Raw genomic sequence first — 13,909 nt, 5'->3', positions numbered from 1 at the left:
CGTGGCGGGCGTCAACCACCGAGGGATCACTGTACGCGACGCGCGGCCCCTGGTCGAACCGCCGTCCACCGATCGGTGGACACGAGGTCCGGACGAACGGCCGTCGCGGGCGACGGAGCCTCGCCGACAGGCTGGTCCCATGACGACGACATCCCTCCCCACCGGCTCCCCCACCGCGGGCGCCCGGCAGAGCGGCCCGGCCGTCGAGGTCCGTGGCCTGCGCAAGAGCTACGGCGCCAAGCGGGCGGTCGACGGCGTCGACCTGCGGGTCGAGCGCGGCGAGATCTTCGCCGTCCTCGGGCCCAACGGCGCCGGCAAGACGACGACCGTCGAGATCCTCGAGGGCTTCCGGCGCCGCGACGCGGGCGAGGTCCTCGTGCTCGGCGAGGACCCCCAGACCGCCGGCCGCGCCTGGCGCTCGCGCATCGGCGTCGTGCTCCAGGACTCGCGCGACCAGGCCGAGCTCACGGTCGCCGAGATCGTCCGGCACTTCGCGACGTTCTACCCCGCGCCGCGGGATCCGGACGAGGTGATCGACGCCGTCGGGCTGCGCGAGAAGGCCCGGACCCGCACGCGCCAGCTCTCCGGCGGCCAGCGTCGCCGCCTGGACGTCGCGCTCGGCATCGTGGGGCGGCCGGAGCTGCTGTTCCTCGACGAGCCGACGACCGGGTTCGACCCGCAGGCCCGCCGCGCGTTCTGGGCGCTGGTCCGCTCGCTGCGCGAGGACGGCACGACGATCCTGCTCACCACGCACTACCTGGACGAGGCCGCGCACCTGGCCGACCGCGCGGCCGTCGTGCGCGCGGGCCGGGTCGTCGCGCTCGACGCGCCCGACCGCCTCGGCGGCCCGGACGCGCGCCGTCCGGAGGTCCGCTGGCTGGACGACGGCGCCTGGCGGTCGGAGCGCACCGACTCCCCCACCGCTCTCGTCGCGTCCCTCGCCGCGCGCTTCGCCGGCCCCGACGGCGAGGTCCCCGGCCTCGCGGTGACCCGCCCGAGCCTGGAGGACGTCTACCTCGAGCTCATCGGCGAGCCGACCACGGCACCCGCCGCCCCGCCCGCCCGCACGCCCGCGCCTGACTCCCCCGACTCCCCCGGCGCGCCCGCCGGGGACCGCACGCCCGACGGCACGACCGCCGTCGTCCCCGAGGAGGCCCGCAAGTGACCACCGCCCCGACCGCCGCCCGGCCCACGCGCTCCGCCCGACCCGCCGCCCTGCCCGGCGCCGGCCGGCTGGGGATCGAGCGCACCCGCGCGGAGCTGCGCGCGTTCTTCCGCGAGCGCGACGCCGTGATCTTCATCTTCACGTACCCGCTCATCATGCTCGCGATCTTCGCGACGGTGTTCGACGGGCAGGACCAGGGCACGGCCGCGTACTCCGTGCCGTTCGCGCAGTACTTCCTGCCCGGCATGATCGCGACCGGCGTCATGCTCACGAGCTTCCAGTCGCTCGCGATCTCCATCGCGGTCGAGCGCGACGACGGCTCGCTCAAGCGGCTGCGCTCCACCCCGCTGCCGCCGTCCGCGTACTTCTACGGCAAGGTCGGGCTCGTCCTGCTGACGTCGGTCGTGCAGACCGGTCTGCTCCTGGCGCTCGCCGCGACGGTCTACGACGTCCCCATGCCGTGGGAGATGCCCGACGGCGGCCGGCGGCCCGCGACGTTCGCCTGGGTGTTCGTGCTCGGGTGCGCCGCGGGCGCGGTGTGCGGGGTGGCGTTCTCGTCGCTGCCGCGGTCCGGCAAGTCCGCGACGGCGGTCGTCACGCCCGTCGTGCTCGTGCTGCAGTTCATCTCCGGGGTCTTCTTCGCGTTCTTCGCGCTGCCGTCGTGGATGCAGACCGTCGCGTCCCTGTTCCCCCTCAAGTGGATGGCGCAGGGCATGCGCTCGGTGTTCCTCCCGGAGCAGGCGGCGGCGCTCGAGCCGTCGGGGTCGTGGCAGCACGGCGCGACCGCTGCTGTACTGGTCGCATGGCTGGTCGTGGGGCTCGTGGTCGGTGCACGCTCGTTCCGGTGGCGGCGCCGTGACGACGGCTGAGACGCCGCCGCCGGGCGGGGCGGTCGCGGGGGTGGTCGACACCGCCGACGCCGCGACCGCCCAGCTCGACGGCACGTGGGCGCGCGACGTGCGCTGGTGGGACGTGGCGTTCTCCGTCATCGTCGTGCTCAGCGCGCTCGCGCTCCTCACCGCGGACGTCCGCGGTACGGCGCTCGCGGTCTCGCTCGCGGCGGTCGCCGTGATCCTCGTCGGATACCTCGGCTGGGGACGACGGGCCGCGCGGACGCGGGACCAGGTGACGGCCCACGTGTACCTCGTCGTCGCGGTCGCCTGCACGCTCGTCGTCGTCGGGCAGGACGCCCTCGGCACGCTCCTGCTGTTCGCGGTGTTCACGCAGATCTGGATGCTCTCGGAGCACCTGTGGGCACAGGTGGTGCTGTGCGTCGCGCTCGCCGCGGGCACCGCGCTCGCGCTCGCGTTCGACCCGGCGACGGGCCGGGTCGAGCCGGACGAGCTCGCGAGCTCCGCCCCGCAGATGGGGGTCGCGCTCGCGTTCGCGCTGAGCCTCGGGCTGTGGACGGCGCACACGATGCGCCAGGCGGAGCGGCACGCCCGTCTGGTCGACGAGCTGCGCGCGACGCAGGCCGAGCTCGGCCGCGCCTCCCACGAGGCGGGGGTGCTCGCCGAGCGCGAGCGCGTCGCCCAGGAGATCCACGACACGCTCGCGCAGGGGTTCACGAGCGTGGTCATGCTCGCGCAGGCCGCGAGCGCCGACCTCGACCGGGGCGCCGCCGACGCCGCGCGCGAGCGGCTCGCGCTCGTGGAGTCGACGGCGCGCGACAACCTCGCCGAGGCGCGCGCGCTCGTCGCCGCCTCGGCCCCCGCACCGCTGCAGGGCGGCACGCTGAGCGAGGCCCTGCGCCGGCTCGCGGGCCGGTTCGCGGAGGAGACCGGGACGCGCGTCGAGCTCACGGCGCCGGAGGCCCTCCGGCTGTCGAGCGCGGACGACGTCGTCCTCCTGCGGTCCGCCCAGGAGGCGCTCGCGAACGTCCGGCGGCACGCGGCCGCGGCGGCCGTGCGCGTGGACCTCCGGCAGGACGGGGAGGGGACGGTCCTCGAGGTGTCCGACGACGGGCGCGGCCTGCCCGCGGACGCGTCGGGGTTCACCGAGGGCTACGGGCTGCGGGGCATGCGGGAGCGCGTGGCGGCGGAGGGCGGGAGCCTCGAGGTGGGGCCGGCTCCCGGCGGCGGGACGCGCGTCGCGGTGCGTCTGCCCGCCGGCGCGTCGCCGGACGGACCGGCCACGGGCGCGCGCGCGACGACGCGGGCGGGAGACGTGCGATGAGCCCGACCGGGGACGGCGTCGTCCGGGTGCTCGTCGTGGACGACCACCCGGTCGTGCGCTCGGGGATCACCGGCATGCTGGCCGCCGAGCCCGACCTGGAGGTCGTCGGCGAGGCGGGCGACGGCGAGCAGGCTGTGGCGCTCGCCCGCGAGCTGGCGCCCGACGTGGTGCTCATGGACCTGCGGATGCCCGTGCTCGACGGCGTCGGCGCGACGACGGCCATCGTCGGCGCGCCCGGCCGGGGCGCGGGGCGCGGCGGCGCGGCCGGCGGCCCGCGCGTCGTCGTGCTCACGACGTACGAGACCGACGCCGACATCCTGCGCGCGGTCGAGGCGGGGGCCACCGGCTACCTGCTCAAGGACACGCCCCGCGACGAGCTGGTCGCGGGGGTGCGCGCCGCGGCACGCGGGCAGACCGTGCTCGCGCCGAGCGTCGCGACCCGGCTCGTCACGTCGGTCCGCGGGGCGGACCGGCTCACGGACCGGGAGGTCGAGGTGCTGCGCCTCGTCGCGCGCGGGCTGTCGAACGCGGCGGTCGGGCAGGAGCTGTTCATCGCGGAGGCGACCGTGAAGACGCACCTGCTCCGCGCGTTCGCCAAGCTCGGGGTGGACGACCGGACCGCCGCGGTGACGGTCGCCATGCAGCGCGGGTTCCTCACTGGGACCTGAGCCGACGTCGCGCGGGGCGGGGCCCGCGCCGGGGGCGGACCGCCGTCGGGACCCGGCCCGTGCCGACGCGCGGGCCGGGTCCGCGTGACAGACTCCCCGTGTGCGAGACCTGGCGACGCTTCCCAAGGCCCACCTGCACCTGCACTTCACCGGGTCGATGCGCCCGGAGACGCTGCGCGACCTCGCCGCGCAGTACGGCGTGCGCCTGCCGCACGCGCTCGTCGACGGCGACCCGCTCCGGCTCCCCCCGACCGAGCGCGGCTGGTTCCGGTTCCAGCGCCTGTACGACGCCGCGCGCGCGTGCGTGCGCTCGGAGGCCGACATGCGCCGCATCGTGCTGGAGGCCGCGCAGGACGACGCGGCCGAGGGGTCGGGGCGCCTCGAGATCCAGGTGGACCCGACGTCGTACGCGCCGTTCGTCGGCGGCATCACCCCGGCGGTGGAGATCGTGCTCGACGCGGCGCGGTCCGCGAGCGCCGCGACGGGGACGGAGGTCGCGGTGGTCGTGGCGGCGTCGCGCATGCGGCACCCGCTGGACGCGCGCACGCTCGCGCGCCTCGCGGCGCAGTACGCGGGCGAGGGGGCGGGCGAGGTCGTGGGGTTCGGCCTGAGCAACGACGAGCGCCGCGGGGACACCGCGGAGTTCGCGCGCGCGTTCGCCATCGCGCGGCGCGCCGGGCTCGCGTCCGTGCCGCACGGGGGCGAGCTGCTCGGGCCGGCGCACGTGCACGAGGTGGTGCGCGAGCTCGTCCCGGACCGGCTGGGCCACGGCGTGCGGTCCGCGGAGGACCGGCACGTGCTGGACGACGTCGTGGACCGCGGGATCGCGCTCGAGGTGTGCCCGGCGTCCAACGTCTCCCTCGGGGTGTACGAGGACGCCGGTCAGGTGCCGCTCGGGGCGCTCGTCGACGCCGGGGCCCGGGTCGCGCTCGGCGCGGACGACCCCCTGCTCTTCGGGTCCCGCCTCGTGGCGCAGTACGAGACGGCGCGCCACGACCACGGGTTCTCCGACGACGAGCTCGCCGCGCTGGCGCGGTCGTCGATCCGGGCGAGCCGGGCGTCGTCGGGCACGAAGGAGCGCCTGCTGGCCGGCGTCGACGACTGGCTCGCGGGAGCCTGACCGGCCGCCTCCCCTTCTCATGTGCGTCTCATCCTGCTCTCGGATACTGGGGCCATGACTCGCCGGACCGTCGCGTGGCTCGTGGGGGTGCTCGTGCTCGCCCTCGGAGGCGCGGCCGCCGCCGGTGCGCTGGCCGCGCGGCCGCAGGACCGGGAGATCGGGGGTGCCGTGGTCGTGACGCCCGCTCCCGCCCCGCCGACGACCACGCCCGCCCCCTCGCCGACCGCCTCCGACGACGACCACGACGGGGACGACCACGACGGGGACGACGACGGGGACGACGACGACCGCGTGACGCCCGCCCCGCCGTCGAGCGACGATGACGATGACGACGACGGCGGCGACCGCAGCGGCTCGGACCGGGGCGACGGGTGAGCCGCCGGACGCGCCGCGCGGGGCTGACCGTCCGCACCCGCATGCTCGCGGCGTTCCTCGGGCTCTCCGCCCTCGCGCTCCTCCTCGCCGGCGGCGCGGCCTGGTTCCTGCAGCGCGGGCAGATCGACGCGCGCATCGACGAGAGCCTGACCCGGAGCGCGAACGAGCTCGCGCAGCTCGCGGAGTCCGGGGTGAACCCCGTCACGGGCGAGCCCTTCACGTCCGCCGAGGACGTCGTCGTCGCCTCGATCCAGCTCACGGTCCCCGCGCACAACGAGGGCATCCTCGGGCTGCGCGAGGGCCGGACGCCGCTCGTCTCGCAGCAGGAGGTACGGCTGCGGCTCGAGGACGATCCCGAGCTCGTCGCCACGCTGTCCCCGCTCGCGTCGGGCGACGACGTCGTGCTGCGCTCCCCGCGGACCGCGACGGCCGAGTACCGCGCCCTCGTCGCCCCGGTCCACACGGTCGGCGGCGCGGGCGCCGCGGCCGGCCAGGAGCCCGCGGCCCTCGTGCTCGCCTACGACCGCTCGGCCGAGCACGCCGAGTTCGCGCAGGTCTTCCGGACCTACGCGGTCGTGGCGCTCGGCGCCCTCGTGCTCATCGGCGTCGCGGGGTGGGCCGTCGCCGGGCGCCTCCTCCAGCCGATCCGCACGCTGTCACGCACCGCGCAGGACATCGGCGAGACGGACCTGTCCGCGCGCATCCCGGTGACCGGCAACGACGACCTCTCGGACCTGTCGCGCACGGTGAACGGCATGCTCGACCGGATCGAGGGGGCGTTCGACTCGCAGCGGCGGCTCATCGACGACGTCGGGCACGAGCTGCGCACCCCGCTCACCGTGGTCCGGGGGCACCTCGAGCTCATGGACCCGCACGACGCCACGGACGCGTCCGAGACGCGCGACCTCGCGCTCGACGAGCTCGACCGCATGAACCGGCTCGTCGACGACCTCGTGACGCTCGCGACCGCCGGTCGCCCCGACTTCGTCCGCCCGGTCGACACGGACCTCGGCCGCCTCCTCGACGACGTGCACGACAAGGTCCGGACGCTCGGCGAGCGCCGCTGGCTCGTCGACGCGCGGGCCGACGTCGCCGTGCGCGCCGACGCGCAGCGCCTCACCCAGGCGCTGCTGCAGCTCGCCGCCAACGCGGTGAAGTTCTCGGCGCCCGGGTCCGTCGTCGCGCTCGGCTCGGCGGTGTCCGACGACGGCACGCGCGTGCGCGCATGGGTCCGCGACGAGGGCGTCGGGATCGCCCCCGAGCAGCAGGCGCGCGTCTTCGAGCGGTTCGCCCAGGCCACCACGCCCGGAGCCGCCCACCCGGAGGGCGCCGGGCTCGGCCTCGCGATCGTCGCGGCGATCGCGGAGGGCCACGGCGGCCGGGTGCTCGTCGCGTCGACGCCCGGCGTCGGGTCGACGTTCACGCTGGACCTCCCGCTCGTCCCGGTCGTCGCCGCGTCCCCCGACGCGGCCGGCCCGACGCCCGGGCCGCACGGCTCCGCGCCCGGACGGCCCCCCGCGCCTGCCCCGGTGGCGCCCACCGCACCGACGGTGCCCAGCGCGCCGTCCGCCGCCACCCCGTCGTTGCCGCCGCCCGACCCCGGGCCGCCGGTACCGCCGGACGCGGCTCCCGACGACCGCCGTCCGCCCTCGTACCCCGCCCCCGACGGAAGGACCACCCGGTGAGCCAGATCCTCGTCGCCGAGGACGAGACCCGCATCGCGTCGTTCGTGGCCAAGGGGCTGCGCGCGGCGGGATACGCCAGCACGACCGTCGCGACGGGACGGGAGGCTCTCGACCTCGCCGGCACCGGTGACTTCGCGCTCCTCGTGCTCGACCTGGGCCTGCCCGACCAGGACGGCTTCACCGTGCTGCGGTGCCTGCGGGAGACGGGCAACGCGATCCCCGTCATCATCCTCACCGCGCGCACGTCGGTCACCGACACCGTCGCCGGGCTCGAGGGCGGCGCCGACGACTACATGGCCAAGCCGTTCCGGTTCGAGGAGCTGCTCGCGCGCATCCGGCTGCGCCTGCGCAGCGAGCCCGCGGGCGAGGTCACGGTGCTCACCCACGGCGCCCTGAGCCTCGACCTGCGCACGCGCCGCGCGCGCACCGCCGAGCGCGAGGTCGACCTCTCGGCGCGCGAGTTCGCGCTCGCCGAGGCGTTCCTGCGCAACCCCGGCCAGGTGCTGAGCCGCGAGCAGCTCCTGTCGCGCGTGTGGGGGTACGACTTCGACCCCGGCTCGAACGTCGTCGACGTGTACGTGCGCTACCTGCGCAACAAGCTCGGCGCCGAGCACTTCGTCACCGTGCGCGGCATGGGCTACCGGCTCGCCGACGTCGCCCGCTGACCTGCGGAACCGACGGGCGCGGACGCACCCCTGACACGTCGAACCCGGGCCCGCGGGTCACGAGGTGGTCCCTCGTGACCCGCGGACCCGGGTTCGGCACGGTGGCCTCGAGTGCTCCTCGGTCAGTCGGCCGACTGCGGCGACGGCGGCGTGACCGGGCTGGGCGGGGTGTTCGGCGTCTGCGGCGTGTTCGCCGTGGGCGGGGTGTTGGGCGTGTTCGGGGTCTGGCTCGTCACGGCCGAGCCGGACGTGTCCGCCGAGCCCGCGGTGCTCGGGGACGCGGACGTGTTCGCCGTGACGGTCGTGATCGACGTCCCGTTCTGGACGTCGGTCGGGCTGGGCGTCGCGGACGTGGCGGGTGCGTCGGTCGGCGAGCCGGTCGGCGTGCTCGACGTGCTGACCTGGACCGACGGCGAGACGGTCGCCGGCTCGGGGGCGTCGAACGCGCCCTGGGCGGTCGCCACCGTCGCTCCGAGACCGACCGCGCCGAGCGCCCCGGTGACGATCCATGCGCTGCGTGCCTTCATGATCCTTCTCCTTCGTCCGATGGTGCGCACGACCCCTCGGTCGCGCATGGTCCGAGCCTCTCGGTCACGCGTGAGATGCCGAGGAGGCGCCGATGAGAGTGCTCTCAGGAACGGGGGCGAGCTCGGCGGCGAGCGTCCCGGGGGCCGCGTCCAGCAGCCCCTCCGCGACCCGCAGCCACGCGTCGGCGAGGTCGCGCGTCGCCGCACCGGCCGTGAGGGACAGCACGACGCCGGCCGCGCGCGCCCGCAGGGCCGCGGGGTCGACGCGCTCGTCGAACACGGCCAGGCACCGGTCGACGAGCGCCCCCACGCCTCCGTACGTCGCTGGGGCGAGCGACGGGAGCACGGCGAGGTGCGCGACGAGGCACGCGAGGTCGTCGACACGGTGCCCGGGGCCGAGCGTGTCGACGTCGAGCAGGACGCCGACGCGGGCGCCACCGGCCCCCGGCGCGGCGGGGTCGCCGGCGGCCGCCGGGACGTCGAGCAGGACGTTCGCCTCGTAGAAGTCGCCGTGCGTCGCGACGACCGGCCCGGGGTCGCGCGTCGCGACGGCGGTCCGGACCGCGCGCGCGACGCGGTCCACGCGCGCCGGCTCCAGCGCGTGCACCGCGAGCGCCGACGCCGCGTAGTGCTCGACGCGCTCGGACCACGCGGGGCGGCGGCGCAGCGTCGTCGCGCGGGCCGGGAGGGCGTCGAGCGCGCGCAGGAGCTCGCGCGGGTCGATCGCGGTGGGCTGGCCGTCCGGGCCGAGCGCCGCGAGGTGCTGCGCGAGCGACGGGCCGCGCGCCTCCTCGAGGACGACCACGCCGTCGTCGTCCCATGCGAGGCAGCGCGGGGCGTTCACGGTGGTGGACCGGAAGAGGTCGTGCCGACGGACGAGCGAGCGCGCCCGGTCGGGCCGGACGACCTTGACGTAGACCGTGCGCGCGGACGTCCGCGCGCGCAGCACCGCGCGCCGCAGCGGGCGGTAGGCGACCATCGTCACCGACTCCACGGCCTCGCCGGGCGCGAGCGCCCCGGCCGCCGCGAGGCGGCGGGCGAGCTCGCCCGCGTCGCACGCGGCGGCGAGGCCGGGCAGCAGCGGGTCGGCGGGGTGCCGCCACACATGCACGACGCGCGGACCGTCCGCGAGGCGGACGACCCCCGCCCCGACCGCGTCGGGCGAGAGGGGGGCCGTCGTGGCGAGCAGGTACTCGGCGGCGTCGGCCGAGGCGGTGCCCCCGCCCGGCCCGCCCGCGAGCGCCCGGCGGGCGACGACGTCGTACCCGACGGTGACCTCCGCGCCGGGGCGCGCGTGCACCTGGTGGACGCGCCACGTGTCGAGGCTCGCGCCGTCGGCGCCCAGCGCCACGGCGAGCAGCTCTCCCGCCTCGGGGGCGGTGAGCAGGTCGAGCCAGGCGCGCTGGTCGGGCGCGGGAGGGGCGAGCGTCATGGCACCAGGCAACCTCGCTCGCGTGGGTCTCGGGTGAGACCGGGATGAGAGAGCTCTCATCCCGGCGGGCCGGTTCGGGGAGCGGGGTCTTGACGGGGCCGAGGACCGCGTGCCAATGTACTGATGTGCTGATACAAACGTCGGACGAGCCGCAGGGCGTCGACCTCTTCCTCCCCGCGACGTACGACCTCGCGTGGACCGGCGCCGTCCTCGCCCTCGTGGTGGCGCTCGGCGTCGCGGTGGTGCTCACCGTGCGGGCCGCGACGCGCACGCCCGAGCCGTCGCTCCACGGGCTCGCCACGGAGGACCCGGTGCGCCGCGCCGCCCGGCGGCACGCGACGACCGTGAGCGTCGCCGCGGTGACGGCCGCGCTCCTCGTCGGCGCGGTCGTCGCCCAGGCCGCCGCGACCTCCGTCGGGGGCCTCGCCGAGGGCGTGCTCGTGGGTCTCTCCCCCGCGGTCGTCGGGCTCACGTTCCTCGGCGCGCACGCCGTCGGGGAACGCACCTGGCCGCGCCAGCGGACCGCCGTCCGCGCGGCCACGCTGCGCCCCCGGACCGTCGCCGACGTCGCGCCCCGCGGCCTGCGGCGCCTCACCTGGTCGCTCGGGGCGCTCGTCGGGCTGCTCGCGGCCGTCGGGGCGCTCACGGCGGGCGACGACGGGCGGTCGGTGACCCGCGTCCTCGGCGACACGACCTCGACCGCGAGCCCCTACCCCGGCACGTTCTACGGCGTGTGGCTCGCGCTCGCGGCCGTGCTGCTGGTCGCGGGCGCCGAGGGCGTCCTGCGGCTCGTCGCGCGTCGGCCCGCCGTCGCGCACGTCGAGGAGACGTGGGACGTCGGCCTGCGCCGCGCGTCCGCGCACCGGGTCCTGCGGGGCGTGCAGCTCGCGCTCGGGCTGACGGCCGCGGGGATGCTCGGCACCGGTGCGAACGCCGCGGCGCGGGTGGGCTACCCGGGGGCGGTCGTGCTCGTCGTCGTCGCGGTCGGGCTGGCGCTGACGGCCGTCGTGGTCGCCGTCCGGCCCGCCGCGGACCCGGACGCGTGGGCCGACGACCGCGCGGGCGCACCCGTGATGGCAGGGGCAGGTCGTGCCGCCCGCTGAGCTGCGCGTCGAGATCGACCTGCGCTCGGGGATCGCGCCGTACGAGCAGATCCGGTCGCAGGTCGTCGCGCACGTCGCCGCCGGTCGCCTGCGCGTCGGCGACCGGCTGCCGACGATCCGCGCGCTCGCCACGGACCTCGGGCTCGCGCCCGGGACCGTGGCGCGCGCGTACCGCGAGCTCGAGGCGGCCAGGGTCGTCACGACGCGGCGTCGCGCCGGGACCGTCGTGGCCGACGGCGTCTCCGCGAGCGACGTCGCCGCCCGCCACGCCGCGCACGAGCTCGTGCGCGCCGGCCGCGAGGCGGGCCTGTCCGACGACGCGATCCTCGACGTCGTGCGCGGGGCGCTGCTCCACGAGCCACCCGGGCCGGGGGACGCCGGACGCTGAACCACGGTGAACGGCGTCGAACGGCACCGGACGGCGCTGGACGACCCGCGCTGGACGGAGCGCCGACCGGGCGAGCGCCCGCGGTCACGGTCCGGCGGTCGGCGGACGGCCGAGCCCGTCCGGCCCGCCCCGACCCGTCGCCGCGTCACGACAGGGTCACGATCCGCCGACAGGCGCCCGGCACGGACGTCCGAGGCACTCGCCGGGCGCATGATGGTGCTCCGCGGCGGACGCCGCGGCACACGTGAGGGGGAACAGGTGGACGGAGCTTCCGCGAGCGCGCGGACGGGCGCTGCGACGCGCACGACGGCGGGGGACGCGGCGTGCGCCGCTCCCGCGGCAGCGGGGCGCGGACCGGGCCGACGTCGGCGCGGTACCCGCGCGGCGTCGCTCGCCGTCGTCTCCACGCTGGTCGCGGCGCTGGCGCTCGCAGGCTGCCAGGCCGGGCTGCCCGACCTCGAGCCCGGCCGGACGCCGTCGGCTACCGCGGACGGGCCCGCGACGACGGCGCCCGCGAGCCCGAGCCCGACGGAGACCACGCCCGAGCCGACGGAGACGCCGACGGCCGAACCGCCCGCCACCGAGACCCCGGAGCCCGAGCCGAGCACGCCTCCGCCCGCGCCGGAGCCCACCCCCGAGCCGCCGCCCGCACCCGTCGAGCCGGAGGAGCTCGCGCGCGGCGCGACCGGCGAGCGCGTCGTCGCCCTGCAGCAGCGTCTCGCCGACCTCGGCTACTTCATCGGCGCGCCCGACGGCGACTTCGGCGGCGGCACGCAGCAGGCCGTGTGGGCGCTGCAGAAGGCGGCCGGGCTATCGCGCGACGGCGTCGTGGGCCCCGCGACGCAGGCCGCGCTCGACCAGGGCGTCACGCCGCAGCCCCGCAGCGGGTCGGGGAAGGTCATCGAGATCGACCTCGACCGCCAGCTCCTGCTCGCCGTCGAGGACGGCCGGGTCGTCACGGTCGTCAACGCGTCGTCGGGCAACGGCGAGTCGTACGAGGCGAAGGGCCGGACCTACCGGGCGGGCACGCCGCGCGGAGAGTTCCACGTGGGCCGGCAGGTCGACGGCAACCACTCGTCGAGCCTCGAGCTCGGCGACATGTGGCGCCCCAAGTTCTTCACCGGCGGCATCGCGGTGCACGGCTCGGGCTCGATCCCACCGTGGCCCGCGTCGCACGGGTGCGTGCGCGTCGCGAACTCGGCGATGAACTGGCTCTGGGACACCTGGCACGCCGACCCGGGCACCACGGTCCTCGTCTACTGACCCACGGTCGTGGGTCGGTCAGAGGGAGACGCCGACGAGGACGGGCTCCGGGACCAGATCGACGCCGAACGCCTCGCGCACGCCGTCGCGGACGGCGCGCGCGAGCTCGACCAGGTCCTCCGCGCTCGCGCCGCCCCGGTTGGTGAGCGCCAGGGTGTGCCGGGTCGACAGCCGCGCGAGGCTCGCCGGGCCGTGGACGCCGAAGCCCTTGGTGAACCCGGCGTGCTCGATGAGCCACGCCGCGGACGTCTTGACGAGCGTCGGGTCGATCTCGCCGAGGCTCGGCCCCGTCGTGCGAGACGGCGTCGCCGAGCGCACCGGGTAGCGCGGCGCCTCCGCCGGGAGCAGATCGGCCTGCTCCGCCGGGACGACGGGGTTCGTGAAGAACGACCCGGCGCTCCAGCGGTCGTGGTCCGGACCCGTCTCCCCGGGCACGGCGCCGTCGGGCGACTCGGGCGACGCGGGCGACGCGGGCGCGGCGTCCGGGCCGACGCCGTCGAGCAGCATGCCCTTGCGCGCCCGCAGTGCCAGGACGGCGTCGCGCACGTCGGCGCTCGGGGCCCGGTCGCCGACCTGCACGCCGAGCGTCCGGGCGAGCTCCGGGTACGCGACCGGGGCGGACAGCGAGCCGAGCCGGGACTGGAAGCCGACGTCGAGGACCACGTAGCGCGGGGACGGGTACCACGGGCCGTCGGGCTCGTCGTCACCGCTCACCGCGGCGTGCATGCTGCGCTTCAGCAGCGACGTGCGGTACCCGAACGCGAGCTCGCCCAGGGCCAGCGTGCGCACGCGCGACCGCCGACGGTCCCACACCCGCACGGTCGAGATCACGCCCGAGACCTCCTGACCGTACGCGCCGATGTTCTGGACGGGCGCGGCGCCGACGGTGCCCGGGATCCCGGACAGCGCCTCGACGCCCACCCACTCCTCCGCGACCGCACGCGCGACGAGCTCGTCCCAGTCCTGGCCGGCCGGGGCGTGGAAGCTCGCGCCGCCGCACGAGTCCTCCGCGTCCACGGTGATCCCGCGGCGCAGGTCGCGCACGACGACCCCGCCGAACCCCTCGTCACCGACGAGCAGGTTCGACCCGCCGCCGATCACGAGGAGCGGCTCCCCGGCGTCGTCCGCGGCCCGCACGGTCTCCAGCAGCTCGGCCTCGCTGTGCGCCTCGACGTACCGGTCCGCCGGACCGCCCACGCGCAGTGTCGTCAGCTCCGCCAACGAGGGCGCGCCGACGGCGTCGGGCCGCAGGCCCGGCGCGGTCCGGACGATCTCGGGCAGGTCGCGGTCGACGGGGGTGAGGGGTTCGCACGTCACCGCCCCAGCGTAGTTCGCCCCCGCCC

14 protein-coding genes are annotated in these 13,909 nt (G+C 77.0%); 11 read left to right on the top strand and 3 right to left on the bottom strand.

Features of this window, described 5'->3' with window-relative positions:
• Window positions 1-139 precede the first annotated feature (139 nt).
• From ABRQ22_RS18605 to ABRQ22_RS18570, 8 genes are all read left to right on the top strand, one after another.
• A complete protein-coding gene (locus ABRQ22_RS18605; protein WP_253055117.1) occupies window positions 140-1,165 on the top strand; it encodes an ABC transporter ATP-binding protein in 1,026 nt (341 codons plus the stop codon).
• Window positions 1,162-2,034 (top strand): ABC transporter permease, encoded by an 873-nt coding sequence (locus ABRQ22_RS18600; RefSeq protein WP_353707793.1) that lies wholly within the window; start codon window positions 1,162-1,164, stop codon window positions 2,032-2,034. Before ABRQ22_RS18605 ends, ABRQ22_RS18600 begins: the two co-directional genes overlap by 4 nt.
• On the top strand, window positions 2,021-3,340 hold the full coding sequence (locus ABRQ22_RS18595; protein ID WP_353707792.1) for a sensor histidine kinase: 1,320 nt from the start codon (window positions 2,021-2,023) through the stop codon (window positions 3,338-3,340). Before ABRQ22_RS18600 ends, ABRQ22_RS18595 begins: the two co-directional genes overlap by 14 nt.
• Complete coding sequence (locus tag ABRQ22_RS18590; protein ID WP_353707791.1) at window positions 3,337-4,008, top strand: response regulator transcription factor; 672 nt, start codon at window positions 3,337-3,339, stop codon at window positions 4,006-4,008. Before ABRQ22_RS18595 ends, ABRQ22_RS18590 begins: the two co-directional genes overlap by 4 nt.
• 100 nt (window positions 4,009-4,108) lie before the next feature.
• Window positions 4,109-5,128 (top strand): adenosine deaminase, encoded by a 1,020-nt coding sequence (locus ABRQ22_RS18585; protein ID WP_353707790.1) that lies wholly within the window; start codon window positions 4,109-4,111, stop codon window positions 5,126-5,128.
• A 54-nt stretch (window positions 5,129-5,182) separates the two neighbouring features.
• Window positions 5,183-5,503 carry a hypothetical protein gene (locus ABRQ22_RS18580; protein ID WP_353707789.1) on the top strand — a complete coding sequence of 107 codons (321 nt, stop codon included), beginning with the start codon at window positions 5,183-5,185 and terminating at the stop codon, window positions 5,501-5,503.
• Window positions 5,500-7,188, top strand: coding sequence for a HAMP domain-containing sensor histidine kinase (locus ABRQ22_RS18575; protein ID WP_353707788.1), 1,689 nt, complete (start codon window positions 5,500-5,502; stop codon window positions 7,186-7,188). Before ABRQ22_RS18580 ends, ABRQ22_RS18575 begins: the two co-directional genes overlap by 4 nt.
• Window positions 7,185-7,853: a response regulator transcription factor gene (locus ABRQ22_RS18570; protein WP_353707787.1), complete on the top strand. Its 669-nt coding sequence runs from the start codon at window positions 7,185-7,187 to the stop codon at window positions 7,851-7,853. Before ABRQ22_RS18575 ends, ABRQ22_RS18570 begins: the two co-directional genes overlap by 4 nt.
• 122 nt (window positions 7,854-7,975) lie before the next feature.
• Here the strand turns inward: ABRQ22_RS18570 and ABRQ22_RS18565 are convergent, their stop codons facing one another.
• Together ABRQ22_RS18565 and ABRQ22_RS18560 are read right to left on the bottom strand one after the other, a co-directional pair.
• Window positions 7,976-8,380 (bottom strand): hypothetical protein, encoded by a 405-nt coding sequence (locus tag ABRQ22_RS18565; RefSeq protein ID WP_253055109.1) that lies wholly within the window; start codon window positions 8,378-8,380, stop codon window positions 7,976-7,978.
• A 64-nt stretch (window positions 8,381-8,444) separates the two neighbouring features.
• The gene (locus ABRQ22_RS18560; RefSeq protein WP_353707786.1) at window positions 8,445-9,812 is read right to left on the bottom strand and encodes an aminoglycoside phosphotransferase family protein; all 1,368 of its coding nucleotides are present in this window, start codon (window positions 9,810-9,812) and stop codon (window positions 8,445-8,447) included.
• 125 nt (window positions 9,813-9,937) lie between these two features.
• On the opposite strand from ABRQ22_RS18560, the gene ABRQ22_RS18555 reads away from it, so the two are divergent.
• The 3 genes from ABRQ22_RS18555 (at window position 9,938) to ABRQ22_RS18545 (ending at window position 12,566) form a co-directional block, all read left to right on the top strand.
• Complete coding sequence (locus ABRQ22_RS18555; RefSeq protein WP_353707785.1) at window positions 9,938-10,915, top strand: hypothetical protein; 978 nt, start codon at window positions 9,938-9,940, stop codon at window positions 10,913-10,915.
• Window positions 10,902-11,303, top strand: coding sequence for a GntR family transcriptional regulator (locus ABRQ22_RS18550; protein ID WP_353707784.1), 402 nt, complete (start codon window positions 10,902-10,904; stop codon window positions 11,301-11,303). Before ABRQ22_RS18555 ends, ABRQ22_RS18550 begins: the two co-directional genes overlap by 14 nt.
• A 258-nt stretch (window positions 11,304-11,561) precedes the next feature.
• Entirely contained in the window at window positions 11,562-12,566 is a 1,005-nt protein-coding gene (locus tag ABRQ22_RS18545; protein ID WP_253055105.1) for a L,D-transpeptidase family protein, read from the top strand.
• Between the two features lie 18 nt (window positions 12,567-12,584).
• On the opposite strand, the gene ABRQ22_RS18540 is transcribed toward ABRQ22_RS18545, so the two are convergent.
• On the bottom strand, window positions 12,585-13,817 hold the full coding sequence (locus ABRQ22_RS18540) for a UDP-N-acetylmuramate dehydrogenase (RefSeq protein ID WP_353709580.1): 1,233 nt from the start codon (window positions 13,815-13,817) through the stop codon (window positions 12,585-12,587).
• Window positions 13,818-13,909: the final 92 nt, after the last annotated feature.

The organism is Cellulosimicrobium sp. ES-005 (assembly GCF_040448685.1).
Lineage (GTDB): Bacteria > Actinomycetota > Actinomycetes > Actinomycetales > Cellulomonadaceae > Cellulosimicrobium > Cellulosimicrobium cellulans_G.
The sequence above is the reverse complement of the archived record's forward strand: the minus strand, read 5'-3'. Positions and strand labels throughout refer to the sequence as shown.

Coding starts and splice junctions, on each gene's coding strand:
- ABRQ22_RS18605 (WP_253055117.1), top strand. CDS start 140: ATGACGACGACATCCCTCCCCACCGGCTCCCCCACCGCGGGCGCCCGG.
- ABRQ22_RS18590 (WP_353707791.1), top strand. CDS start 3,337: ATGAGCCCGACCGGGGACGGCGTCGTCCGGGTGCTCGTCGTGGACGAC.
- ABRQ22_RS18580 (WP_353707789.1), top strand. CDS start 5,183: ATGACTCGCCGGACCGTCGCGTGGCTCGTGGGGGTGCTCGTGCTCGCC.
- ABRQ22_RS18565 (WP_253055109.1), bottom strand. CDS start 8,380: ATGAAGGCACGCAGCGCATGGATCGTCACCGGGGCGCTCGGCGCGGTC.
- ABRQ22_RS18560 (WP_353707786.1), bottom strand. CDS start 9,812: ATGACGCTCGCCCCTCCCGCGCCCGACCAGCGCGCCTGGCTCGACCTG.